Source organism: Lentzea flaviverrucosa (assembly GCF_003350445.1).
GTDB classification, from domain to species: domain Bacteria; phylum Actinomycetota; class Actinomycetes; order Mycobacteriales; family Pseudonocardiaceae; genus Lentzea; species Lentzea californiensis.
The window spans coordinates 164,870-187,965 of record NZ_QQAU01000001.1 but is presented as its reverse complement, the minus strand read 5'-3'; the positions used below and the strand labels follow the sequence as shown (position 1 = coordinate 187,965).

Here is a 23,096-nt window from a genome sequence, read left to right as displayed (position 1 = left end):
ACCACCGTAGTTTATCCATTGGATAAGCAATTTATCCAATGGAAAACCGACCGGAGGGCACGTGGGACGTTTCCAGGTGGTGGGCGCGACGGTCGTGGACGGGTCAGGTCGCGATCCGTCCACGACCGTCTCGGTCACGGTCGAGGAAGGCCGCATCACCGAGCTCGGTGACTTCAGCGCGAACGGTGAGCGGCTCGACGCCGGCGGGCTGACGATGACGCCCGGCCTGATCGACGCCCACGTCCACCTCGGGCTGTCGAGCCTGGTGCAGCCGCAGTTCTCGTTCCAGATCAGTGCCGCCGAGATCGCGGCGGACATCTTCGCCACGGCCGGCGCGGCGCTCGACGCCGGCTTCACGACCGTGCGGGACACCGGCGGGATCGACGGCGGTGTCGTCACCGCGATCGCGAAGGGCAAGGTCAGGGGTCCACGCGTGCTGTCGTGCGGCCCTGTTCAGTGCCAGACCGGCGGCCACGGCTACTACGGAGCCGAGTGGGAGCCCACCGAGCTGTGGAGCAGCCATCACGTTCCTGGACTGTGCGCCCTGTCCATGATGGCGGGCAACGCGGACGAGCTGCGGCGCAACGTGCGCGAGGCGTTCCGGCGCGGGGCGTCGTTCCTGAAGCTCTGCGTGACCGGCGGAGTCGTGGGCGGCAAGGACCGGCTGACCGACACCCAGTTCACCGTCGAGGAGATCGCCGTCGCCGTGCAGGAAGCCGCGGCGCGCGGCACCTACGTGACGGTGCACGCCCACAACAACGAAGGCATCCGAAACGCCGTCGAAGCCGGGGCGCGCTGCGTCGAACACGGCACGGATCTGGACGAGCCGACGGCCGCCCTGATGGCCGCTCACGGGGTCGCACTCGTGCCCACGTTCGCCGTCGTCGAGCGCCTCCTGCGCGATCCTGCCGCAGCCGGTCTGGACGAATCGGCACGCGATCGTGTGGCAGGGGTGCGGGAGCGGATGGCCAGGGCCCTCGCCGTCGCCAAGGAGGCCGGCGTGCGGATCGGGCTGGGCTCCGACCTCATCGGCCCGGCCCAGGACCGCCGCGGCGAGGAACTCGGACTGCGCGCACAGCTCGAGACACCGATGGACGTCCTCGTGGCGGCCACGAAGACCAACGCCGAGATCCTCGGCCTGCCCGAGGTGGGTGTCATCGCTCCCGGCAAACAGGCAGATCTCGTGCTCTGGAAAGGAAACCCGCTCGAAGACCCGAACATCTTCACCGACCCCGCCAACGCCGTACTCGTCGTCCAGTCAGGACGTGTTGTGAAGGACCTCCGATGAGCACCATGTGGCACGGCTGCCTGGCCGACACCGACTACTTCGAGATGCGCTCCAGCGCCGGACACGATTACGGCGTCTGGGTCACCACGCCGCCGCATTACGACCCCGCCACGGCACAGGCGCCCGTCGTCTACGTGCTCGACGGCAACTGGGCGGTGGGCCTGACGGCCCCGCTGATCATCACCCAGCAGGACCCCATGCAGAAGATCAAGCCGTACATCCAGGTCAGCGTCGGCTACGCGGGCGAGGAAGCGCAACACTGGGCGCGGCTGCGCAACAGGGACCTCGTGCCCCCAGGCGAGCCCGTAGCCCAGGAGTTCCTCGACGCCGTGGAAATGGGAGTCCAGGCGGGTACGACGACCCGCGAGCAGGCCGACGCCTACGTCGCCGAACTGCGAGACACCCAGGGCGACGCGTTCCTGAACTTCGTCACCTCAGAACTGCACCCCCGAATCGAACGCGACTACCGCACGGCCCCCAGCGGCCACGGCCTCTTCGGCTACTCCTACGGCGGCCTCTTCAGCCTCTACGCCTGGCTGACCGGCACCACGCTCTTCGAGAGCATCGGAGCCGGCAGCCCAGGCGTCGCCAGCGAGAACAGCCAGGTCTTCGCGCAGATCGAGGAACTGGGCGACCAACCGGCCAAGCTCCACCTGACCTTCAACGACCGGGAGATCCTCGGAAACGTGCCCGTCTACCAGAACCTCACGAAGAACGCGGCCACCGTCCTGCACCGCCTGACCTCCCGCGGCACGGCCGTCACCAGCGAGGTGCTGCGCGAAACGCACGTGACCGGCCTGCAGGCCTCGTTCCTCAGCTACCTCAGGACCTGCCGCTCCCTCTGACTGCCGGAACGGCTGAGCCAAGGTGATCAAGCAACCCCTGGGCCCGAAGAAGCGGGTGCGCTCCGCGGCGGACGACGCCGAGACCGGTCTCACGTCGAGCCGGGTCGAATCAGCCCTGTGACGGCGGTCTTCGTCGCCGCTCCGCGAGTTGCCGGTCCGGTGCGGAGCTATTTCGGGCCTTTGTCGGCGAACCCGGTGAGGTGGGCGTAGGCGACGGCGTGCGTGCGATCGCGCAGGCCGAGCTTGCGCAGGATGCTGGACACGTGGGACTTCACCGTCTCTTCGCCGACGTGCAGGAGTCCGGCGATCTCGGAGTTGGTGTGGGCGCGGGACAGCAGTTGCAGCACCTCGCGCTCGCGCACGGTCAGTCGATCGATGTGCCCCGGGGCGGCCGGTGCGCTGAGAGTGTCGGCGAAGCGGGCGAGGTGCCGCCGGACGATCGACGGATCGATGAGCACGTCGTCGCGGGCCGCGATCCGCACCGCGGCGATCATCTCCTCCGGCGGCATGGATTTGAGCAGGAAGCCGCGGGCTCCGGCGCTCATAGCCCTGTGCACGTACTCGTCGGTGTCGTGCGTGGTCAGGACGATGATCCTGGTGTGGTTGCCGGGGGAGGACAGGATCGCTGACGCGGCACCGAGGCCGTCACGCCGCGGCATGCGGATGTCGAGCACGGCCACGTCCGGGCGCAGCCGCAGCACGGCGCCCACGGCCTGATCGCCGTCAGCTACCTCGGCCACGACCTCGATGTCGTCCTCGGTGTCGAGAATGGCGCGCAGACCGGAGCGGAACACCGCGTGGTCGTCCGCGATCAGGACGGTGATGGTCATCGCGGCCCTCCGAGGTGGAATGAGACGGCAGTGCGCCAATTCTGGCCGTCCGGTCGCGGCCCTCTGGTGAGCACCCCGCCGAACTCCTCCGCACGAGCGCGGATACCGGTCAGCCCACGTCCCTCGCCGCGTGTCTCGCCACGGGGGGAGAAGGGGTTGACGGTCTCGATGTCGAGTCCGTGGCCGGTGTGGCGGACCGCGACCTCGATGGGGCCGCCGTCGCCGTGGCGCAGCGCGTTGGTCAGCATCTCCTGGACGATGCGGAAGACCGCGGCGTCGAGTCGCGCCGGCAGGTCGTGCGGTGTTCCCGAGGTGTCCAGCCGCACCTCGAGTCCGGTCTCCCGCAGGCGTTCCAGCATCGTCGGAACATCGGCCAGGCCGGGCTCGCGGTCCGCTTTCGGTCGCTGCCCCAGCAGCAGGTCGAGCATCTGCCTCAGGTCATGCAGAGCGGTGCGGCTGGAGTCCTCCACCGAACGCACCGACCTCAGAGCGGACTCGTCGCCGTCGGTCCGGGTGAGCCGCAACCGTGCCGCGCCCGCGTGCACGCTGATGGCGCTGACGTGGTGGGTGATGACGTCGTGCAGGTCGCGGGCGATCGCGGCGCGGTCCTCGGCGATGGCCGCGTCGATCTCCTGCTGGGCCTCGCGCTCCTCCTGCTCGGCCTGCCGCCTCAGTGCGTCCAGATAGGAACGGCGGGAGGTGGTGTAGCGGCCGACGAGCCACGAGATCAGCCCGATCTTCACCGCGGCCACCACGACGTGCCAGTCGAGGGTGTACCCGCGGGCGAGATGGGCGAGCACCAGGCCCCCGATCACCGCGAGCAGCGCGGCGCCGGCCGGTACTCCGCGGAGCCAGGCGCCCGCCCGGTACGACGCGACGAGAACGCCCGCCTCGTTGAGCCGGAGACCCCGCGGTCCTCCCAGCAGCAGTGCCGCGAGCACGTTCACCGCGACGGCGGCGACGGCGACGGCCCCCGACCACTTCGTCCGGGTCGCGAGCGCGGCGTCGGCCGCCACGATCGCGAGCAGCGCGGTGATCCAGGCGGCGCTGACGGGGATGTCCTGCACGACGAACGACAACACGTCCGCGGTCGCGCTCACGCCCGCGACCAGGATGGACTGTCGTGCGAGGCTGGTCCGGGCGCGGGACAGCGAAGGGCTGTTGATCACCTTGCGACAATGGCAAGCAACTCGGTCCGCGGCATCCCTCGCACGGGGGAGATGTGACTCCTCGGCAAGGGGAAGATCGGGAGGGCGCGGCTCCCTACGTTTGCCGCATGCCTTCGTTCAAGCCTTCCCGCCGGGCGGTCGCCGTCGTGGCCGCCGGGTCCGTTCTCCTCGGCCTGGCGTACCTCAGCGTGCGGCCGGAGCAGACCCTCACCGTGCCCGACGGGGCGGCTCCCGGCTCGCTGACCACGCAGCCCTGCGACTTCGACACCGAGGCGGGCGCCGTCGCCGCGGACTGCGGCACGCTCGTGGTCCCGGAGAACCGGCGTGACCCCGCGTCCGACCTGATCGCGTTGCCGGTGACCAGGATCCGGGCCACCACGCCGAATCCCGGCGAGCCGGTCTTCCGGCTGGGCGGCGGGCCCGGTGCCACGAACATGGCCTTCCGCGAGGCGAGCAGGCTCATCGGTAGCGGCGACGTGGTGCTCGTGGGGTACCGGGGCGTCGACGGATCGCGGCGCCTGGACTGCCCCGAGGTCGCCGCCGCCATGCGCGCTTCGGACGAGCTCGCCAGTGCCGAGGGCCTGCCCGCCACCACCAAGGCGTTCGAGCTGTGTGCCAAGCGGCTGACCGAGGACGGCGTCGACCTCACGGGGTACTCCATCGCGCAGCGGATCGAGGACATGGAGGCCGCTCGTACCGCGCTGGGCTACGGCCGGATCAACCTGTTCAGCTCCAGCGCCGGAACCCGCGCCGCGATGGTCTACTCCTGGCGTCATCCCGAAGCGCTGCACCGGTCGGTGATGGTATCGGTCAACCCGCCCGGCCACCTGTTCTGGGACCCCCGCATCACCGACTCCCAGTTCGCCCAGTACGCGGAACTGTGCCGCGCCGATGCCACGTGCGCCGCCCGCACCCCCGACCTCGCCGCCTCGATCCGCAACACCGCCACCGACATCCCTCAGAGCTGGGGGCCGCTGTCCATCAAGGACAGCAACGTCCGCGTCCTGAGTCAGTACGCCATGCACCACAACGGAAGCGGCTCCGCGCCCAACAACGCACCGACCGTCATCGACGCCTATCTCAGCGGGGACGCCGGTGCCCTGTGGGCGATGTCCGTTCTGGGGGACATCGCGCTGCCCGACTCGATCGTGTGGGGCGAGTTCGCCTCGTTCGCCATGATCGACGCCCCGGCGGCGCAACGGTACTACGACTCCGGCGGCGATCCCGGCTCGATCCTGGGCAACGCCTCCACCGACTTCCTCTGGGCAGGGCCCTCAGGCCTCGCCACCGTCTGGCCCGACAGCCCGGACAACGCCGAACACCGCTCGGTGCGGTCCAGCGACGTAGAGACACTGCTCGTCAGCGGTGAGGTCGACTTCTCGACTCCGGCCCAGCTCGCCACCGACGAACTGCTCCCATCACTGCCCCGCGGCAAGCAGGTGGTCCTCTCCGGCCTTGGCCACACCGCCGACTTCTGGGAACACCGCCCCGAAGCGGGCAAGCACCTGCTTACCACCTTCTACGGCACCGGTCAGGTCGACAGCGCCGGGTTCGGCAACCGTCCAGTGGCCTTCGACGACGTGCCGTTGAGCATGTCCACCATCGCCAAGCTCCTGATCGGCGTCACCGTCGCCGGCGCACTGCTCGGCCTGGCCGTGCTCGCACTGCTCGCCCGCAGCGCCCGTCGGCGCGGCGGGTTCAGCTCACGGGCGAGCGCCTGGATCCGGGTGCTGACCGCGCTCCCGCTCGGCCTGGGAGGCTGGCTGCTGGGCGTCCTGGTGGTCTGGACGATCAACCCGGACGACTTCGTGGCCAGCGCCACCGTGATCGTGCCCGGCACCGGCGTGCTGATCGGTCTCGGCGCCTACCTGGCGTGGGCTCGTCCCGAGCGGACACCGCAGGTCCGGCGCACGGGGATGATCGCCGCGATCGGCGCGGCTGTCCTGGGGGCCGCGCTCGGCGCCGCCGCGCTGCCCGACCTGATGGCCCCGCTCACCGCAGTCCTCGGTGCCGCCACGGCCGCGAACCTCGCCCTGATGTTCGGTGCGAAGGCAGAAACCACCTCCGGGGATCCCTCAGGTCCGCGATCAGGCTGAACGAGCATCCGGCAGAGGCATGCGCCGACAACCGTCCGCTCAGCCTGTTCGATGAGGGGCCGAGCCCGTGAGCGAGATCCTGCGGCTGTGTTCTTGGGTAGTCACAGGATCGCGGCCTCGTCCATCGCGTCGCTGCATCGACGCGATGACTCCTTGCGGTGGTGTGAGGTGTGCGGAGCTGGCGACGAGGAACCTGGCGGCGGTCAGACGAGCCGGGTCGGTGCCGCCGGCCCGCCTGACCGCCGGGTTCAGCGGACGTGGATGTTCGGTTGTGGCGGCGTGCTCATGCCGTTGCCGAGGAAGAAGCTCGGATGTGGCGGCTGGTTGTAGGCGGTGTTCTGCCACGCGATTGCGACGCGGTACTGGGGGTCGTGCAGCAGGGTGTGGATCCGCCGATCGGTCTGTGTCGTGGTGGCGTAGATGCGCAGGGCGGCGTTGTCGTCGCGGGGCAGGATGACCTCCTCGCGCCAGTCGCCGAACAGGTCACCGGACAGCGACGGGGTGGATTTGGTGCCGTTGATGGAGTGTGCGCCGGAACCGGTGAGCAGCCGGGTGTCGCCGTTGGTGCCGTATTTGTCCACGTGGTTGCCGTCGAGCAGCTCACGCACCGGGTCGGCGTCCCACCAGGCGAGGAAGTTCGCGCTGGCGGGTGCTCGTCCGACGCTGCCGCCGGATGAGTTGAACGCGTTCGTCAGACCGGTGCCCTTGCCCCAGAACTCCGCGCCGGGGTTGCCTGCGTACACGTCACCGGCCACACCACGAGCCGGGCCCTCGCAGTTGCAGGTGTTGTTCTTCTGCATGATGACGGCACCGGTGCGGGCGTCGCGCAGGGTCGCGGCGGCGCCGGAGCTCTGCTCGTGGATCTGCCAGATCTCCTGACCTGGGCGGTTCGGCACGAAGTCGCTCACGTGCAACGCGTCACCGTGGGCGTAGAAGTTCGTGGTGTAGCGGCCGGTGCCGTCGGAGTTGATGGTCATGCCGCCGTAGATGATCTCGTCGGTGCCGTTGCCGTCGACGTCCGCGACGGACAGGGAATGGGTGCCCCGCCCCGTCCACTGCCTGCCCGCGGTGCCGGAGTCGAACTTCCAGCGCCGGGTGAGCCGGCCGTCGCGGAAGTCCCACGCCGCGATCGCGCTCTTCTCGTAGTAGCCGCGGCCCATGACGATGCTGGGCCGCTTCCCGTCCAGGTAGGCCGTGCCCGCGAGGAACCGGTCGCCGCGGTTGCCGTTGCAGTCACCCCAGTCGCAGATGTTGCCGCGGGCGGGGTCGAAGGGCACCGTGGACATGACGGCGCCGGTGAGGCCGTTGAACACCGTCAGGTACTCGGGCCCGGTGATGATGTAGCCGGAGGAGTTGCGGTGGTCGGCCCCGGCGTTGCCGATCACCTGTCCGGTGCCCGAGACCGTGCCGTCACCGGTCTTGACCGCCAGTTCCGCCCGGCCGTCTCCGTCGTAGTCGTACACCTGGAACTGGGTGTAGTGCGCACCGGCGCGGATGTTGCGACCGAGATCGATCCGCCACAGTCGCTGTCCGTTGAGCCTGTACGCGTCGATGTAGACGCTGCTGGTGCGACCGGACTGCGAGTTGTCCTTCTGATCGCTGGGATCCCACTTGAGGAGGATCTCGTACTGGCCGTCGCCGTCCACGTCACCGACGCTCGAGTCGCCGGCCGTGTAGTTGCTGCCCGGCCGGGAGATCGGCACGTCCAGGTGGTTGCCTCCGGTGAAGCGCAGAGACGGCTTGGACGGCTCCTGTTCCACCCCGTCCCTGAGCGCGCGGACCGTGTACGCGGCGTCCGCGGCCGCCCCCGAGTCCAGGAAGTTCGTGGAGTTGGTGATCGGCGAAGCGTTCAGTTTCGTGGTGCCGCGGTACACGTTGAACCCGGTCGAGGCCGGCTCGTACCCGAACAGCCGCCACGAGACCAGGTTGCCGGTCCCGGAGCGCACGCTGACCAGGCCCCGGTCGAGGTCTTCCACCTGCCTGCCCTCGGCAGGAGGGGTGCCGCCGGCCTCGAAGTCGAGGTAGTCGATGTTCGCCAGGCCGTCGGCCGTGGTGGGGCTCAGCCGAAGAGTGTTCGCGCCCGCGTTCACCGGCACGGTGAGCGTCCTGGTGCCCCACGCGGTCCAGGCCCCGGTCGGGGCGAACGTGACGCCCGCGTGGGCGACCGCGCCGTTGACCAGCAGGTCGGCGGGACGGTCGGCGGCTCCGCCGTTGGCGTACCGGACGGCGACGGTCGCTGTACCGGCCGCGGACGCGGTCGCGGTGAACTGCGCCGCCGCGCCGACCGCGTTGCCGCCGTTGCAGAATCCGCTGCCGGAGTAGCCGGTGTGGTTGGACTCGACGACACCGTCGCAGATGGCCGGTGCGCTTTCCGCTTCATGACGGGTCGCCGCGGCCGAAGCCGCTGAGATGACAAGGCCGTTGCTGGCCAAGGCCAAGGCGACGACACCGGTGGCTAGCCGTGTGGTACGTCGTCTGTGCGACAACATGGTCGACCTCCGAAAGGTGTGAGTCGAATGCCGCGACGGCGCAGCGGTCGGTCTGGAGGAGATCGACCGCGTAACGCGTCGTTGGTGTGAAAAGTGCCTTCTGGCGGGGTCTGTGGAGGCTCAGTTCGTGCGGTGCACGGCCGTCCAGGCCGACACGCCGTCGAGCTGGAAGGTCTGCACCTAGCTGCACGCGCCGAGGTCGTACCGCGCGATGTTCATCCCCGGGTCGGGGAGCGACTGTCCGCTGTGGACAACTTCTGCACGGGCACTTCCCGTGCCCACTGTCGTCGCCGCGACGGCGGCCGCTGCACCGGACAACACCGTCCTCCGGGTGATCACGAGGATCTCCAACTCGGCTCGTCCGGTACCGGCTAACGGAGGCCGCTCATGATGGCGTTGATGATGCCTTGCTGCGTGACCGCGTAGCTCTTCCGGTCGAACAGCCCGAACCCGTACTGGCCGTTGTGGCCGTTGTCCCAGTAGACGGTGGCAGCGCCGTACTTCTTCGACGTGGCCACGACGGCGCGGGCGAAGTCGGCGCGGTACCTGTTGTTCGACGAGTCGAACGACGACTTGTCGATCGAGCCGTACTCACCGACGACGACGGGGTAGCCCTTCGCCACGAAGGTGTCGCGCATCAGCTTCAGCTGCGAGTCCAGGTAGTCCTCCTGTCCCCAGGTGGACTTCTTCGACGGGTTGTTCGACCCTCGTCCCCACTGCGTGATCTTGCCGTTCTCCTCCCCGGCGAAGTCCCACGGGGCGTAGTAGTGGACGGAGATCATGATCCGCTTCTCGTTGCCGGGGATCGAGGGGGACCGGAACTGGTCGGTCGGCAGGCTGAAACCGTAGTTCCCCGCGGTGTAGTCGATGTTCGTGTTCCAGCCGGGCACGAGCAACCATCGCGAACCGTTGTTGCCACCGGCCCTGCGCACGGTGTCCACGAAGATCTGGTTGTAGCTGTTGATGTTCGAGTAACACGGCTGGGTCGGGCGGCCGAACTGCCCGTCGAAGTTCTCGTTCATCGATTCCAGAACCAGGCGTTGGTCGTAGTTCTGGAACCTCCGCGCGATCTGCTCCCACGCTTTCTGGTACTTGGTCCTGATCGTCGTCTGGGACGACGAGTCGCAGATCAGCCAGGAGCCGGCGACGTTCTTGTAACCGTCGCCGTGCATGTTGATCAGCACGTGCATACCGCGGTCGTAGGCGTAGTCGACGACCTGCTGAATCCGGTTCAACCAGGAGGAGTTGATCAGGTAGTTCGGCCCTGAACCGATGTGCCGCAGGTAGGAGACCGGGATTCGGATCGTTTTGAACCCGGAGGCCTTCACCTTGTCGATGAGGGCCTGCGTGACGACGGGCTGCCCCCACGCCGTCTCGCCGGGAGTTCCGTCGATGGTGCTCTCCAGCTGGTTGCCCAGGTTCCAGCCGGCACCCATGTCGGCAACGATCTGCGAGGCGTTCAGCTGACCCGCGGTGCCGGCAGCTGCCGGACTGACCAAACAGGACGCGGACACGGCGGCCACCAGCACGGTGGAAAGAAAACCGATCCTGGTCCTACTTGCCTTCGAGCCCATGAGTTCTTCTCGCTTCCGGTCTTGAGTGGCCAAAACCAGCTGATCCGCCCACGGTACCCAGCACGTGGGAAAGCGCTTTCCAACATGGCAGGGCCGATCAGTTCAGTCAATCCCTTGTGGCGCTTCGGATCCGTGCGTTCGACCTGGATCGACGAATTCGATTCGAAGTGGTGCGGGTGTGCGGCCACTTTCGACAACGTCAGGGCTCGCAAGAAGACCCGCGGTGCCCGGAGCGGGCACCGCGGGCGTGTGCGGCGGGTCAGCGGACCTGGGCCGACCGGATCACGTTGAGGCGCACCGCCTCGGTCAGGACGAGGTTCGACATCATCTCCGCGCCGTAGGAGGAGAAGTGCGTGTTGTCACCCGCTTCCCTGGTCAGGTACAGCCGTTCGGATGCCGCTGTGCCGAGCTGCTCGACCAGCGCGGCGGACGCCGACGTCAGGTCGATCAGCGCGGTGCTCTGCGCGGTGGCGACGGCTTTCATCTCCGCGGGCAGGTTCACGCCGAGCTCGTTGACGTGGCGGGCGGTCCCGGTGAGCTTCCCTCCGGAACCGAACAACCTGCGCACCGGCGGCGTCACCAGCACCGGCGTCCCTCCCGTCGCGCGCACGTCGCGCACCATGCGGGTGAGGTTGGCGCGGAAGGAGCTCGCCGAGGTGCGTTTGTCGTTGTGGCCGACCTGGATCATGACCGTGTCACCGGCGCGGGTCTGCGACCTCACCGCGGGGAACAGCGCCGCGTTCGACAACACCGAGCCTGAGCTCTCCCCGGAGTCGGCGTAGTTGGCCACCGACAGGCCCTGGCGCAGCGACCGGGGAAGCATCTGGCCCCACCCTGTGTAGGGAGCGCTGGGCTGGTCGCACACGGTCGAGTCGCCCACGAGGAACAGCGCAGGAGGCCGCACCGGCGAGATGGTGACCGCCTCGACCGCCGGAGAGCGACCGTCGAAGACGAGCGTGAGCCCCGGGGTGCCGGTGCCACCCTGGCCGGTCGGTTGCCCCTCCGGCTGCCGCACGTTGACGGTGACGACCTGCTCGGTGAGCCGGCCGGCCGCGGTGTCGACGGCGGAGAGCATCCGGCGCCGCGCCTCCGCCAGTAGTCCGGTGTTCGCGGCGCGGACAGGGCTGCCCAGCCGCACGCTGACGTCGTAGTGACCGGGGGACACGGTGAAGTGGCAGGTGATCGGACCGGTGCCGGTGCAGCCAGGCGGTGCCGAGGACGCGGACCCGGCGGGAAGGGCGACGAGGACGCCCGCGGTGAGTGCCACGCCGAGCACCGAACGCAGGACGGTGGTCCGGTCGAGCATGGGTTCTCCTTGGTGGTAGGTGGTCGTGAGTGTTGTTCCGCAGGACGTGGTGCGCCTCGCGGGTGGAGTCGAGGCCGCTGCTCACCGCGGTGCCTGCCGGATGCCGGCGGCGGTCTGATCGCGTCGGCGTTCGACCGCCACGGCCGCCATCACCACGCAACCGTCCAGAGGTCGTGGCACCGTCCACGTGCGCCTTGATGTGCGCGCTGCCCGCTGCGGGGAAGTCCGGCCGTCGGTACGTCCTCGAGCTCACCTTCGGTCGCGAAAGCCGGTTCACTGGCAACGGCCAGCATCGGGACAGTGATCGGTGCGGAGAGCTCCAGCAGCCGGTTCTTCTCGAGGGACATCATCGTCTCCATGGCTCGCGGAAGCGGGAAAGCGCTTTCCCAACCTCAGGGTCGCGGCGAAGTGGTGCTCCAGTCAAGGCCTGCCTGGGTCAGCCCGGTGTCGAAGAACGGCCCGACACCGCAGACATCCGAACGGGTCAAGCTCGTGGCAAGGAATTTTTGAACGTGCACGGTGGTGTCGAATTCGACGGTGCGTTCGACCACGTTGGATGGATCAGGCCGACACGCGGACGAGGCCGGAGGTCCTGTCCGGACGGTGCGCGAAGGGACTCGATGCCGTTCTGTGCGCCGCGGGCGGCAGCGGGTAGGGATCGGTCACGCAGTGGTGGGTGCGGGAGGCGGTGTCTGCCAGAAGATCCGCGCGTTGTTGATACCCCTGACCACGCCGGTGCGAGACATGGCCAACAACGATGAACCGTTTCAAAGCCTTTGGCAAGAGTTCGTGTCAGGACGGTTTCCTCCAGGAAAACGGCACCTTGACGACGTGATGTGGCGCACATACGGTTCTTGAAACGATTCAACCGGAGGTGGGTTCGATGCGGGGAGTGGCGGGCCGCAGCACGAGCGTTCTGTTAGTGGCGGCGGTGTTGGGCGCCGCGCTGAGCGGGTGCGGTGACGACCGGGCGGGCGGCCAGGTGACCCTGCGGTTCGTGTGGTGGGGCAACGAGGACCGCGCTGAGGTGACCAGGAACGCCGTCGACGAGTTCCAGCGGCGCAACCCCGAAATCAAGGTCGAGACGGAGTACAGCGGTTACGACCCCTACTTCCAGAAGCTCTCCACCCAGGTCGCCGGCGGCACGAGCCCTGATCTGCTTCAGCTGGACCGGCCCACGCTCGGTGAGTACGCCAAGCGCAACGTGCTCGCCGATCTCGGTGAGTACGCGGGAAAGTCGCTGCGTGTCGACCGGATCAGCTCCAACCTGCTGGCGGGCGGCAAGGTCGACGGCAAGCAGTACGCGATCGCCGCGGGCCAGACGACGCAGGCGCTGATCCTCGACCCTGCTCTGTTCGCGGCCGCCGGTGCCACCGCGCCGACCGAGGCCGGGCAGACCTGGACGTGGGCGCAGTTCGCCGAGGCGATGAACCGCATCGGGGCGCAGGGTGCCGTCGCGGGTACCACTGACCCGGGCTGGGCGGTGGACTGGTTCGAAGTCTGGTTGCGGCAGAACGGGAAACAGCTTTACACCGAGGACGGCGAGCTCGGGTTCGAGGCGGCTGACCTGGAGCGTTATTGGACGATGTTCGGGAAGTTGCGGGCCACCAAGGGTGTGACACCACCGGAGGTCACGACCAAGCAGGACGGTGGCCTGCAGAACTCCGGCATGGTCACCAGGAAGGCTGCCTCGGAGGTCGGCTACGACTCGTCTCTCACCGGGTACTTCTCCACCTACGGCCAGAGTCTCAAAACCGCGTCGCTGCCCAGCGACAACGCATCCGAGCCCGGCATGGCCGCGCTGCCGCCCGTGTCGTTCGCGGTGTCGCAGCGCTCCAAGCACAAGGAGGCGGCGGTCAAGCTGCTCGACTTCCTGCTCAACGATCCGGACGCGGGCAAGGTGCTCGGCGCATCCCGAGGTGTGCCGCCGAACGAGGACATCCGTGCCCAGGTGTGCGCGTCCTCCACCGGAGGCAACAAGCTGGTCTGCGACCACCAGGCCGCGCAGAAGGACAAGATGGGACCGGCGTTCGGACCTTGGCCCTCCGGCTCCTCAGCGATCAAGCGCGACTTCCAGCGCACCTACGACGACGTGATCTTCAAGCGCGCGAACGTCGGTGAGGCCGCCCGGCGCGTGGTGCAGGACGCCAAGCTTTCCCTGGGGTACTGAGCATGGTCCAGTCCGTGCTCACCCGGCCGTCGCGCCCGACGCCGCCTCCTCGAACCCCTGCCCCGAAGGGGAAACGACGCCACGGACAGGGCGCGGCGTACCTGTTCCTGTCGCCGTGGATCATCGGCGCCGCACTGCTCACCATCGGTCCGATGATGGCGTCGCTGTACCTGTCGTTCACCGACTACGACCTTTTCAGCCCGCCGCAGTGGGTCGGCGTCGACAACTACGTCGCGATGTTCACCGGCGACGACCGGTTCTGGCACGCCGCCGGTGTCACGGCGAAGTACGTGCTGATCTCCGTGCCGGTCAAGCTCGGACTCGCGCTGGCGGTGGCGATGCTGCTCAACCGCCCGCGCCGCGGTGTCGGGCTGTACCGCTCCGCGTTCTACGCGCCGTCATTGCTCGGAGCCAGCGTCAGTGTCGCGCTCGCGTGGCGTGCGATGTTCTCCACCGACGGCACCGTCGACCGGGTGCTCGGTGCGGTCGGTCTCGACCTCGGTGGCTGGGTGGACAACCCGGACCTCGCGCTGCTGACGCTCGTCGCGCTGGCGGTGTGGCAGTTCGGCGCCCCGATGGTGATCTTCCTGGCGGGGCTCAAGCAGGTGCCGCCAGAACTGTACGAGGCGGCCGAGATCGACGGCGCCGGCCCGGTGCGCCGGTTCATCAGCGTCACCATGCCGCTGCTCACGCCGGTGATCCTGTTCAACCTGGTGCTGGAGACCATCCACGCGTTCCAGGCGTTCACCGGCGCGTTCGTGGTCAGCAGCGGACGTGGTGGGCCGAGCGACTCGACCCTGCTCTACACCCTGTACCTGTACCAGCGCGGGTTCAGCGACTTCCGGATGGGCTATGCATCGGCGATGGCGTGGGTGCTGCTGGTCGTGGTCGCGATCATCACGGCGCTGGTGTTCCGCAGCGCTCGTCGCTGGGTCTTCTACGCGGGGGAGGGGCGATGAAGCGGGTGGTGTGGCACGGCGTCGTGCTCGTGGTGCTGCTCGTGCTGCTGTATCCGTTGTTGTGGCTCATCTCCACGTCGTTCAAGCCCGCGACCGAGGTGGTGTCGTCTCTGGCGTTGTTGCCGTCGGAGCCGACGGTGCGCAACTACGGTGAGGTCTTCGACGGTGTCGGAGGGCACGGGGTGCTGCACTACTTCGGCAACTCGCTCGTGATCGCGGCCGGAGCGGTGGTGGGCAACGTCCTCTCGTGCTCGCTGGCCGCGTACGCGTTCGCCCGGCTGCACTTCCGCGGCCGGGGACCGCTGTTCGGATTCATGATGATCACCATCATGCTGCCGCAGCACGTCGTTCTGATCCCGCAATACGTGATCTTCCAGCAGCTCGGGATGGTGAACACGTTCTGGCCGTTGGTGTTGCCCAAGTTCCTCGCCACCGACGCGTTCTTCGTGTTCCTGATGGTGCAGTTCATCCGCTCGCTGCCACGGGAACTGGACGAGGCGGCCACTTTGGACGGATGCGGGCCGGTCGGCACGTACCGGCACGTCGTGCTGCCGCTGCTGCGTCCGGCACTGATCACCACGGCGATCTTCACGTTCATCTGGACGTGGAACGACTTCCTGAGCCAGCTCATCTACCTCAACGATCCGGAGAAGTTCACGTTGCCGCTGGCGTTGCAGCTGTTCATCGACCAGGCCACGCAGTCCGCCTACGGCCCGATGTTCGCCATGTCCGTGCTGGCGTTGCTGCCGATCGGGCTGTTCTTCCTGGCCTTCCAGCGGTTCCTGGTCAACGGTGTGACCACATCAGGGCTCAAGGGATGAGCGCGGCCGTGCGGTCGCTGTCGCTCGCGGCGGAGGTCCTGCTGGTCGGGGTGCTGGTGTGCCTCTCAGCGCTGCCGGTGCTGACTTCACTGGCGGCGGCCACCGCGGGGGCGGTGCTGGTGCGCGAGCTGGTGCGGGAGGGCCGGACGCCGGCCGTGCGACGGTACTTCGACTTGCTCGGGGAGGGGATGCGCGATCCGGTCGCCGTCTTGGCACCGCTGGTCTTTCTTGCCGTCGCGGTGCTCGACGTGATCGCGTTGCTGGGAGGCCTGCCCGGCAGCCGGGTGATCGGCCCGATCATCGGGTTCCTGCTCGCGGGGGTCCTGGTCGTCCTGCTGCGCACCGCCGCGCGGTGGCGGACCGGTGACCGGTGGGCAGCGATGCTGGCGGTGCCGAAGGTCGACCTGCCGGGTGATCTGGCGCTGCTCGGCGCGGTCGTGGTGGCGGTGCTGGTCGTCGCCCAGGCGCCCGCGTTCGTCGTGGTGGTCCCAGGTCTGCTCCTGTTCGCCGCTGTGGCCGTGGAACACCGGTGAGGGTCGTGCTGGCGGGCGCTTCCGGGTACGGGCGGAGCTACCTGCGGGAGGTCGCCGACCTGGAGGTGTTCGGCCTCGCGCGACTGGCCGGCGTGTGCGAGGCCGGGCCCATCGACGCCGAGGGGCGGGCACTGATCGGAGACCGGCCGGTCAGCGCGGACCTCGGTGACCTGGTGAACGACGCCGATGTCGTCATCGTCGCCACTCCCGCGCACTTCCACCTGCCGATGGCGTTGCAAGCGTTGGAGGCGGGCGCGCACCTGCTGCTGGAGAAGCCGCCCACGACGACGTTCGACGGCTGGCGCGAGCTCGTCGCCCGCGCAGAGGACCGCGTGTGTCAGGTCGGTTTCCAGAGCCTGGGTTCCGGTGCCGTGCACCGCGCCGCCGAACTCGTCCGCTCGGGTGCGCTGGGCGAGGTGCGTGGAATCGGCGTGCGCGGGACCTGGCTGCGCGACGACGCCTACTACGCACGGGCCGCGTGGGCGGGCCGGCGCGTGCTCGACGGCGTCGCGGTGGTCGACGGCGCGCTGACGAACCCGTTCGCGCACGCGGTGGTCACCGCACTGGCGGTGGACGGCGGGCAGGACGTGCGCAATGTCGAACTGGAGCTCTTGCGTGCCAGGGATGTCGAGGCTGATGACACCTCGTGCGTGCGCTTCCAGACCGGTCGCGGTACCACCGTGGTGGTGGCGGTCACCTTGTGTGCGGAGACAGCGGAGGAACCGGTGCTCGTCGTGCACGGCAGCCAGGCGAGGTTGGAGCTGCACTACACCCAGGACCGGCTCGTCGTGGACGGCGTGGTGGAACAGCACGGATCCGTGACGCCGCTGCGGAACCTGCTCGACCACGTGCGACATGGTGCACCGCTCTTCTCGCCCCTGTCGGCGAGCGCCGGGTTCATGCGCGTGCTGGAGGAGGTGCGAGTCGGTCCGCCGCCGCTGCCGATCCATCCGGCGTGGTTGCACCGCGACGACGACGTCGTGCACGTACGCGGTGTCGACGCCGCCGTGAGGCAGGCCGCCGACCGCCTCCACACCTTTGCCGAGCTCGACGTGCCCTGGTCGCGGCTACGGCAGGTAGCGGGACCTGTGACCACTGGAAAGCGACTGCCCGGGGTCGTGCCGAAGCCCGCGCTGCATCCGGTGCGCACGTTGGACGGCGTGGTCGTGACGGACGAACACCCTCCGGACCACCCCTGGCACCGCGGCATGGGTCTCGCGTTGTCCTACGTCAACGGTGTCAACCTCTGGGGAGGCCCCACCTACCTTCCCGGCCAGGGCTATGTGGACCGCGGCGTCGGCATGGTGAGCGAGGCTGAACCGGCCACGGTCGACTGGTGTGACGCGGCCGGTCGGATGATGATGCGCGAACGGCGGTCCGTCGGCGTGCGGGCGGTGGCGGGCGGCGTGGAGATCCGCTGGCGCAGTGACCTCACCGCCGCGGTCGATGTGAAGCTGACCAGTCCCGGCAGCCGAGGCTGTGCAGGTGCGGGGTACGGCGGGTGGTTCTGGCGGCTTCCTCCGCTCGACCCCGACCGGGTCGAGGTGTTCACACCGCACCACAGGGGCGAAGATGCGGTCAACGGCACGTGCGCCGAGTGGCTGGCTGTAGTGGTGAACAGCGACACGCCGTGGACCGCCGTGCTCCGAGGGCCACTGGACCCGTGGTTCGTCCGCCTCCGCGAGTACCAGGCGATCGGCTCCGCACTCGCGTGGGACCGACCCCGCCTGCTCACGACCGGAGAGGAGCTGTCCGTCGAAGTCGGTGTGGAGCTGTACGACGGCGTGTACCAGCCTGGGAGGTGACGTGGGCGAACACCATGAACGGGTGCGTGCGTGGATTCGTACCGATGGCCGTCCGATCGACGAGACCACCGGCGGCGCCAGCCTGCCCTGAAACGTTTCATGAGCCCAGCCCTGGCGGGCCACTTACGTCCTGGAGCGTTATCCGGCAGTAAGCTGGTGCTTTGGCGCGATTCATCAGGAGGCGCGGGTGGGCTCGCCTGTCAGGATCCGGGACGTGGCGATGCGGGCGAAGGTGTCTGTGGGCACGGTGTCCAACGTTCTGAACCGTCCCGAGGTCGTGACGCCCGCTACCAGGGATCGCGTGCTGAGCGCGATCCGCGAGCTGGGATTCATACGCAACGACGCCGCCCGGCAACTGCGCTCCGGCACACCTCGCGCGATCGGGCTGATAGTGCTGGACGTGGCGAACCCCTTCTTCACCGATGTCGCGCGCGGCGTGGAAGAGGCGGCGAGCGAGGCCGGTCACGTCGTGATCTTGTGCAACAGCGACGGGTCGTCCCAGCGCGAGGCCCGGCACGTCGAGTTGCTGGGCGAGCAACGCGTGCATGGTGTGCTCATCACGCCAGTGGACCTTGACGTCGTCGGCAGACTGCGCGAGCGCGGTGTGTCGGTGGTGCTCGTGGACCACCCGACCGACGACCCGGACGCGTGCTCAGTGGCGGTCGACGACCTGGCCGGCGGCGAACTGGCCCTGACGCACCTGCTCGCCGAGGGCTACGAGCGAATCGTGATGGTGAACGGGCCGTCGCACATCCACCAGCTGCGACAGCGCCACCGGGGCGCGCTCGCCGCCGTGCGCAAGGCGGGCAGGCCGGCGAAGGTGCTGGAAGAGCTCAAGGTGCCGAGCCTGAGCGTCGCATGTGGACAGCGTGCGGGCGAGCAGATCCTCGCTCGCGCGGTCCGGCCGGACGCGGTGTTCTGCGCGAACGACATGGCGGCACTGGGGGTGTTGCAGGTGTTCGTGCGGGCCGGGGTGCGGGTGCCGGAGGACATCGCGATCGTGGGGTACGACGACATCGACTTCGCGTCCGCCGCTGCGGTCCCGCTGACCTCGGTCCGGCAGCCACGTCAGCAGATCGGTCGCACCGCCGCCGAGATGGTGATCGCCGAGACGCTCGACGCCGACCACGAGCACAGGCACGTGCTGTTCGAGCCGGAGCTCGTGGTGCGCGAGTCGAGCAGGCGGCCACGGCGGAAACGGTCTCGTTGAAGCTGGTCACCGCCGCCGCGTGCCTCCTGTCGCCTGAAATCGATGATTTTCAATGCGCTGCAAAGTGGAAAGCGCCTACCTGGCGACCGGCGCGCCTTGTTGGATGAATCGTTTCAACCATTGACCGGTCTAGGTGTCGGTGCTGTCAAGGCAGGAGACGGCTGCGCGCCCGAGCTGCGGCTGGTCGGTCGTCGCCGGTGGAGTGCCCGCGGATGTCGCTGTGGTGGCACGACACGTCGACGGTGGCGCGTTCTTCGGCTTCGGTGTGGCGGCCGTATCGGGCTGGAGGCCGCTCTCCCCAGCTGCGCCTGCCCGATCACCTCACCACCACGGGACGAACGCTGGTAGCCGCTCATCGCAACGACTGCCTGCTGCCGTCGTTCGCCCTGCGGGAATTCGATGAGCTGACGAGCACGGACCTGCTCGCCCGTCAGGACTGGCAGGACGCGTTCGCGCACAGCCGGCTCGGCGGCACGGCCCTTGCCGCGCCGATCCTCCGGCGCGGGCAACCAGCCCCGGTGTGCGAACGATCACATCGCGAAGCTGGGGCCGGTGTGGTGAGAGCTCAACACCCGATCCGCGTGGTCGCCAGCGCGATGTCGTCCATCCAGACGTCGTAGGCGCCATCGTTGGGCTGGTAGAGCTGCCAGCCGAACTTGACCGAGTCGAAGCGTGGGAACACGAAGTCCACGGGGTTTCCGCCGTGCTCGTGCGTCGACACGGTCAGGTCCGGCTGGTGGACGCCGTCGAACCAGAGCTCGATCCGGTTGTCGGTGGCGTCCATCCGCCACTCGACGCACTGCCAGACGTCCTCGCGGGACGGGGCAGACTCGCGCCAGTTCGTCCAGTCGCCGGTCGGTCCACCGTCGGCACCCACACCCCACAGCGCACGGCCTGCGGTGGGCACGTACTGGCCACCCAGCGGCCGCACGACCTCCGGACCTTGGCCGGTGGCCTCGACGAGGGTGTAGTGGGCCCAGTCGGGCCTGCGCGGAAAGGCGTCGGTTCGGAGCCGGAGCCTGCCGTAGAAGCTGTTTTCAGAAGGCGAGAAGTCCTCGACCCGGAGGAACGCGCGGCCATTGCGTTCGGTGTGCACGTGCAGAACCCGTTGACCGCGTGCGGCCTTCTCCACGGTGAGGGTGCCGTGACTGGTGTCGACGCCCCACCTGAGGCTCGTCGCGCCGCCGAGGGGCACGGACTGGAAATCCTCGCAGAACAGCATCTTCTGCCGCGCGCATCCGGATGGTGCGTGCGCTGCGGCGACCGGTGTGAGGATCACGACGAGGGACAAAGCCATGAGTGAAGAGAACGCTTTCCGCAGTGACATGCCTGCAACTTAGAAGAGCGGGACACCCTTGGGGATCGAGGTGTCCCGACTTCGCCGGGTTCGAGTCGAAGTGAACGTCGAATCGACGGGATCGTTGCGTCACCGAGACTTCCTACTCCACACGATCCATGAGGGTCGGGGCGACCGCGCTCGTCCTCGTCCTCACGGCTGTCCTTCCGAGCCCTGAGCGTGCGGCGGCGTGGGAGGACGTGATCGGGCCTGCTTCCTTCGCCGGCTACGGCGCATTGGGTTTGGAGTGGACTACAACGGCGCCGCCCGCATGTACGGGAGCACCACCGACGACAACCACGTGTCGTTGTCGGGCGAGCAACAGTCAAGACCTGTGGATGAAGATCTTTCAGGCTGAGGTGTGGGGTGCGTGTTCGTCGGGTCGTTCGACGAGTTCGCCGTTCTCGAAGCGGGTGCCGGCGCGGACGAGGGCGACCAGTTCTTCTACGATCGGTGCGACGCTGGATTTGTTGCGGCGGCGTGAACGAGCGCCCGGGCGATGCCCTGTCGGCGCCTGTGGAACGGAATGGAGATCAGGCCGAGTTCGCCGCCATGATCCATCGGTCGGCGCCTGCGAGCCGCTCTACGCGACGGCCGGTCCCGGCGCTCCGGGCTGTCGCGAAGCGGACTTCTCCGGGCCGCACCGACCAAGGCGACGACGAGTTGAATGACCGCGATCGTGCCAGAGCCCGCGCACGTCGTGCGACCATTTCACTCCGCGCCGAACAACCAGGCGCGGGGTGACACATGGGGGAGCAAGTGAGAACCAGGTCTGCGGCCGCCTTGACGGCGCTTGTGCTCGTGACCATGGCTGCGTGCGGCACCGACGTGCCCGCCGGGCTCGCCGACAAGGTCAAGTCGGGCTGTCCCGACCTGCTGCGGCCAGAACCGCTCGCGGTCATCACCAAGGGCTTCGTGGTCTCGGAGGTGAACTCCCCGGAGACCAACGGCTGCCATGTCTTCGTCTCGACCGGACGCAAGGCGCTCAGCATGGGGCTTGTCGCCTACTCGAGCCCGGAGGAGTCGGAACGGCTGACACCGATGCTCTGCACCGGCGGCGAGCTGGACGCCGAGACCAAGGCGTGCACGGCCGGCACGGTCGACGACGAGACGTATTCACTGCACGCCGTGGCCGGGCGGTGGAGCGTGGGGGTGTCGGTGTTCGAGATTCCGGTGACCGACGAGGTGAAAGGCGCCGTGCAGCAGATCGTCGAGGACCTGAGGAGCTCCGAAAAGACCCGCGGCTAGACCAGTTCGCAGGTGACCTCGACGAACAGGTCGGACTCGCCGTCAACGAGTTGGTTGCCGGCGTCCCTGCGCCGCACCGGGCAGATGCCAGGATCGAAGGGCGTGGCGTCGTGGTTCTGGGGCATGACGCTGTTCGTGAGGTCCGATCCCGCGGCGCCGACACCGTTCCCACCGCGAGCGCCGGTTACGACGCGGGCAAGAAGACCAAGGGCCGCCACGACGCCAAGTTCAGGCGTAGTGTGCCCGCGCCCCTCGGTCGCCCGTGAGCTACCGGGGCCCTCACCGGCGTTGTCGACGCCGCCGAACCAGGACGACCGCCCCGACCGCGAGCCCGACCAGCGCAACGCCGCTCAGCACCACCAGTGTCATCTCAGCGGTGGACGGGCCTCGGACGTACCGCGTCTGGACCACCACCGCCCGGTACGTCTCGTCCTCGGCCGCCTGGGTGAGGTGGATGTCGTCGGTGACTTCCTCGGGGTCGACCCGCGCGTCGTAGCGGGTCAGGAACCGGCGCTCGGTCACCAGCTTCGCCAGCTCCGGATGCTCGTCGAGTTCGTCGGGCGTCAGCCAGCCTGCGAAGGTCAGGTCGGGCTCGCTGTCGCCGGGGGTGGGGTCGGTGACGTCCATCCTGTGGTCGGCGAGCACGTACAGCCGCAGCGGTTGGCTGCGCTTGGCGGCGGCCGACAACCGCATCGGGTAGACCGGCTCGGTGGTGGCGAAGCTGATCCGCATCGGCGGCAACCCGTCGTCGAAGGTCTTCTCCGCCGCCTCCGGCCGCAGGTGCACCGCGATGACCAGCCAGCCCTCGGCCAGGTACGGGCCGAGGTGCCTGGCGAGGTCAGGGGGCAGGGTGAAGTCCTTGGCGGTGAGCCAGTCGCTGACCGCGCGGTTGTCGGTGCCGGTCAGCTGGGCCAGCTCGTAGGGCCCGACCTCGACGTGGTCGACGACCGTGACCTCGCCGCCTGGTGCCTCGACGCCACCGGCTCCGTTGCCGTCGATCTCCTTCTCGCGGTACTCGACCCTGGGCCGGCTCACCTCGTCCAGCTCGGTGAACAACGCAGCGTCGGCGATGGCGAACTCGGCCCGGCTCGGCACCGGCATGAGGAACGCCACCGAGTCCGACGTGGTGTCGGCGGTGATGTTCACCGTGACGTGCTCGGTCGGGCCGTCCAGCTCGACCAGCGCGGTCTCCCGCACCGGCGTCAAATCGTCGGCGATCGCGGCTCCGCACGCACAGGCGTTCGCCACGCCCGGCCCGACCAGCACCGCCCCGAGTCCACCGAGCAGGGCGAGCACGGTGAGCAGCCAGCGTGCCAGCACGAAAAGTCGCATGGTTGCTCAGAGTGCACCAACACCCTCGCGGTTCACGCCGTGACCAATCCGTTGTGACAGCCAGGCGACGAGGTCGAGTGCGTAG

Annotated in this window: 22 protein-coding genes; 11 read left to right on the top strand and 11 right to left on the bottom strand. The window is 68.6% G+C overall.

Going from position 1 to position 23,096, the window contains the following annotated elements:
• Positions 1–61 precede the first annotated feature (61 nt).
• Both DFR72_RS00990 and DFR72_RS00985 read left to right on the top strand, forming a co-directional pair.
• The gene (locus tag DFR72_RS00990) at positions 62–1,288 is read left to right on the top strand and encodes a metal-dependent hydrolase family protein (RefSeq protein ID WP_090072753.1); all 1,227 of its coding nucleotides are present in this window, start codon (positions 62–64) and stop codon (positions 1,286–1,288) included.
• Entirely contained in the window at positions 1,285–2,133 is an 849-nt protein-coding gene (locus DFR72_RS00985; RefSeq protein WP_090072755.1) for an alpha/beta hydrolase, read from the top strand. The genes DFR72_RS00990 and DFR72_RS00985 overlap by 4 nt, the downstream gene beginning before the upstream one ends.
• Before the next feature lie 167 nt (positions 2,134–2,300).
• Here DFR72_RS00985 and DFR72_RS00980 read toward each other — a convergent pair whose 3' ends face one another.
• Both DFR72_RS00980 and DFR72_RS00975 read right to left on the bottom strand, forming a co-directional pair.
• Positions 2,301–2,963 carry a response regulator transcription factor gene (locus DFR72_RS00980; RefSeq protein ID WP_090072758.1) on the bottom strand — a complete coding sequence of 221 codons (663 nt, stop codon included), beginning with the start codon at positions 2,961–2,963 and terminating at the stop codon, positions 2,301–2,303.
• On the bottom strand, positions 2,960–4,132 hold the full coding sequence (locus tag DFR72_RS00975; protein WP_090072760.1) for a sensor histidine kinase: 1,173 nt from the start codon (positions 4,130–4,132) through the stop codon (positions 2,960–2,962). The genes DFR72_RS00980 and DFR72_RS00975 overlap by 4 nt, the downstream gene beginning before the upstream one ends.
• Positions 4,133–4,239: 107 nt before the next feature.
• On the opposite strand from DFR72_RS00975, the gene DFR72_RS00970 reads away from it, so the two are divergent.
• The gene (locus DFR72_RS00970; protein WP_090072761.1) at positions 4,240–6,228 is read left to right on the top strand and encodes an alpha/beta fold hydrolase; all 1,989 of its coding nucleotides are present in this window, start codon (positions 4,240–4,242) and stop codon (positions 6,226–6,228) included.
• Between the two features lie 248 nt (positions 6,229–6,476).
• Here the strand turns inward: DFR72_RS00970 and DFR72_RS00965 are convergent, their stop codons facing one another.
• The 6 genes from DFR72_RS00965 to DFR72_RS45255 all read right to left on the bottom strand — a co-directional run bounded on the left by DFR72_RS00965 (position 6,477) and on the right by DFR72_RS45255 (position 12,148).
• Complete coding sequence (locus DFR72_RS00965; protein ID WP_211335253.1) at positions 6,477–8,666, bottom strand: rhamnogalacturonan lyase family protein; 2,190 nt, start codon at positions 8,664–8,666, stop codon at positions 6,477–6,479.
• Positions 8,667–8,897: 231 nt separating this feature from the next.
• Positions 8,898–9,068 carry a twin-arginine translocation signal domain-containing protein gene (locus tag DFR72_RS44825; RefSeq protein ID WP_143086988.1) on the bottom strand — a complete coding sequence of 57 codons (171 nt, stop codon included), beginning with the start codon at positions 9,066–9,068 and terminating at the stop codon, positions 8,898–8,900.
• A 20-nt stretch (positions 9,069–9,088) separates the two neighbouring features.
• Complete coding sequence (locus tag DFR72_RS00960) at positions 9,089–10,291, bottom strand: glycoside hydrolase family 5 protein (protein ID WP_090072765.1); 1,203 nt, start codon at positions 10,289–10,291, stop codon at positions 9,089–9,091.
• Between the two features lie 259 nt (positions 10,292–10,550).
• Positions 10,551–11,597, bottom strand: coding sequence for a rhamnogalacturonan acetylesterase (locus DFR72_RS00955; protein WP_090072767.1), 1,047 nt, complete (start codon positions 11,595–11,597; stop codon positions 10,551–10,553).
• Between the two features lie 149 nt (positions 11,598–11,746).
• Positions 11,747–11,944, bottom strand: coding sequence for a hypothetical protein (locus DFR72_RS00950; protein ID WP_143086989.1), 198 nt, complete (start codon positions 11,942–11,944; stop codon positions 11,747–11,749).
• Positions 11,945–11,989: 45 nt separating this feature from the next.
• Positions 11,990–12,148, bottom strand: coding sequence for a hypothetical protein (locus DFR72_RS45255; protein ID WP_170176076.1), 159 nt, complete (start codon positions 12,146–12,148; stop codon positions 11,990–11,992).
• 371 nt (positions 12,149–12,519) lie between these two features.
• Between DFR72_RS45255 and DFR72_RS00945 the strand changes: the two genes are divergently transcribed.
• The 7 genes from DFR72_RS00945 (at position 12,520) to DFR72_RS44820 (ending at position 19,715) form a co-directional block, all read left to right on the top strand.
• Positions 12,520–13,767 (top strand): ABC transporter substrate-binding protein, encoded by a 1,248-nt coding sequence (locus tag DFR72_RS00945; RefSeq protein WP_245982389.1) that lies wholly within the window; start codon positions 12,520–12,522, stop codon positions 13,765–13,767.
• Positions 13,768–13,769: 2 nt separating this feature from the next.
• Positions 13,770–14,726, top strand: coding sequence for a carbohydrate ABC transporter permease (locus tag DFR72_RS00940; RefSeq protein WP_090072771.1), 957 nt, complete (start codon positions 13,770–13,772; stop codon positions 14,724–14,726).
• On the top strand, positions 14,723–15,547 hold the full coding sequence (locus DFR72_RS00935) for a carbohydrate ABC transporter permease (RefSeq protein ID WP_090072774.1): 825 nt from the start codon (positions 14,723–14,725) through the stop codon (positions 15,545–15,547). Before DFR72_RS00940 ends, DFR72_RS00935 begins: the two co-directional genes overlap by 4 nt.
• Positions 15,544–16,080 carry a hypothetical protein gene (locus DFR72_RS00930; protein ID WP_090072776.1) on the top strand — a complete coding sequence of 179 codons (537 nt, stop codon included), beginning with the start codon at positions 15,544–15,546 and terminating at the stop codon, positions 16,078–16,080. Before DFR72_RS00935 ends, DFR72_RS00930 begins: the two co-directional genes overlap by 4 nt.
• Entirely contained in the window at positions 16,077–17,885 is a 1,809-nt protein-coding gene (locus tag DFR72_RS00925) for a DUF6807 family protein (RefSeq protein ID WP_090072779.1), read from the top strand. The genes DFR72_RS00930 and DFR72_RS00925 overlap by 4 nt, the downstream gene beginning before the upstream one ends.
• Positions 17,886–18,072: 187 nt before the next feature.
• Positions 18,073–19,095 (top strand): LacI family DNA-binding transcriptional regulator, encoded by a 1,023-nt coding sequence (locus DFR72_RS00920; RefSeq protein WP_090072781.1) that lies wholly within the window; start codon positions 18,073–18,075, stop codon positions 19,093–19,095.
• A gap of 212 nt (positions 19,096–19,307) precedes the next feature.
• Positions 19,308–19,715, top strand: a complete 408-nt coding sequence (locus DFR72_RS44820; protein WP_143086990.1) for a hypothetical protein — start codon at positions 19,308–19,310, stop codon at positions 19,713–19,715.
• Here DFR72_RS44820 and DFR72_RS00915 read toward each other — a convergent pair.
• Positions 19,661–20,392, bottom strand: a complete 732-nt coding sequence (locus DFR72_RS00915; protein ID WP_211335252.1) for a hypothetical protein — start codon at positions 20,390–20,392, stop codon at positions 19,661–19,663. The genes DFR72_RS44820 and DFR72_RS00915 overlap by 55 nt on opposite strands.
• Positions 20,393–21,238: 846 nt before the next feature.
• Here DFR72_RS00915 and DFR72_RS00910 point away from each other — a divergent pair.
• Entirely contained in the window at positions 21,239–21,679 is a 441-nt protein-coding gene (locus tag DFR72_RS00910; protein WP_143086991.1) for a hypothetical protein, read from the top strand.
• Here the strand turns inward: DFR72_RS00910 and DFR72_RS47405 are convergent.
• Complete coding sequence (locus DFR72_RS47405; protein ID WP_256240520.1) at positions 21,676–21,804, bottom strand: hypothetical protein; 129 nt, start codon at positions 21,802–21,804, stop codon at positions 21,676–21,678. The genes DFR72_RS00910 and DFR72_RS47405 overlap by 4 nt on opposite strands.
• A gap of 154 nt (positions 21,805–21,958) precedes the next feature.
• Positions 21,959–23,011, bottom strand: coding sequence for a DUF2330 domain-containing protein (locus tag DFR72_RS00905; RefSeq protein ID WP_090072787.1), 1,053 nt, complete (start codon positions 23,009–23,011; stop codon positions 21,959–21,961).
• Positions 23,012–23,096 lie beyond the last annotated feature (85 nt).

What these genes read in the sequence shown, in the direction of transcription:
- DFR72_RS47405 (WP_256240520.1), bottom strand. Translation starts at nt 21,804, where the DNA reads ATGCCCCAGAACCACGACGCCACGCCCTTCGATCCTGGCATCTGCCCG.
- DFR72_RS00960 (WP_090072765.1), bottom strand. Translation starts at nt 10,291, where the DNA reads ATGGGCTCGAAGGCAAGTAGGACCAGGATCGGTTTTCTTTCCACCGTG.
- DFR72_RS00955 (WP_090072767.1), bottom strand. Translation starts at nt 11,597, where the DNA reads ATGCTCGACCGGACCACCGTCCTGCGTTCGGTGCTCGGCGTGGCACTC.
- DFR72_RS00910 (WP_143086991.1), top strand. Translation starts at nt 21,239, where the DNA reads ATGGCTGCGTGCGGCACCGACGTGCCCGCCGGGCTCGCCGACAAGGTC.
- DFR72_RS00985 (WP_090072755.1), top strand. Translation starts at nt 1,285, where the DNA reads ATGAGCACCATGTGGCACGGCTGCCTGGCCGACACCGACTACTTCGAG.
- DFR72_RS00930 (WP_090072776.1), top strand. Translation starts at nt 15,544, where the DNA reads ATGAGCGCGGCCGTGCGGTCGCTGTCGCTCGCGGCGGAGGTCCTGCTG.
- DFR72_RS00980 (WP_090072758.1), bottom strand. Translation starts at nt 2,963, where the DNA reads ATGACCATCACCGTCCTGATCGCGGACGACCACGCGGTGTTCCGCTCC.
- DFR72_RS00950 (WP_143086989.1), bottom strand. Translation starts at nt 11,944, where the DNA reads ATGTCCCTCGAGAAGAACCGGCTGCTGGAGCTCTCCGCACCGATCACT.
- DFR72_RS44820 (WP_143086990.1), top strand. Translation starts at nt 19,308, where the DNA reads ATGTCGCTGTGGTGGCACGACACGTCGACGGTGGCGCGTTCTTCGGCT.
- DFR72_RS00905 (WP_090072787.1), bottom strand. Translation starts at nt 23,011, where the DNA reads ATGCGACTTTTCGTGCTGGCACGCTGGCTGCTCACCGTGCTCGCCCTG.
- DFR72_RS00940 (WP_090072771.1), top strand. Translation starts at nt 13,770, where the DNA reads ATGGTCCAGTCCGTGCTCACCCGGCCGTCGCGCCCGACGCCGCCTCCT.
- DFR72_RS00970 (WP_090072761.1), top strand. Translation starts at nt 4,240, where the DNA reads ATGCCTTCGTTCAAGCCTTCCCGCCGGGCGGTCGCCGTCGTGGCCGCC.
- DFR72_RS00935 (WP_090072774.1), top strand. Translation starts at nt 14,723, where the DNA reads ATGAAGCGGGTGGTGTGGCACGGCGTCGTGCTCGTGGTGCTGCTCGTG.
- DFR72_RS00915 (WP_211335252.1), bottom strand. Translation starts at nt 20,392, where the DNA reads ATGGCTTTGTCCCTCGTCGTGATCCTCACACCGGTCGCCGCAGCGCAC.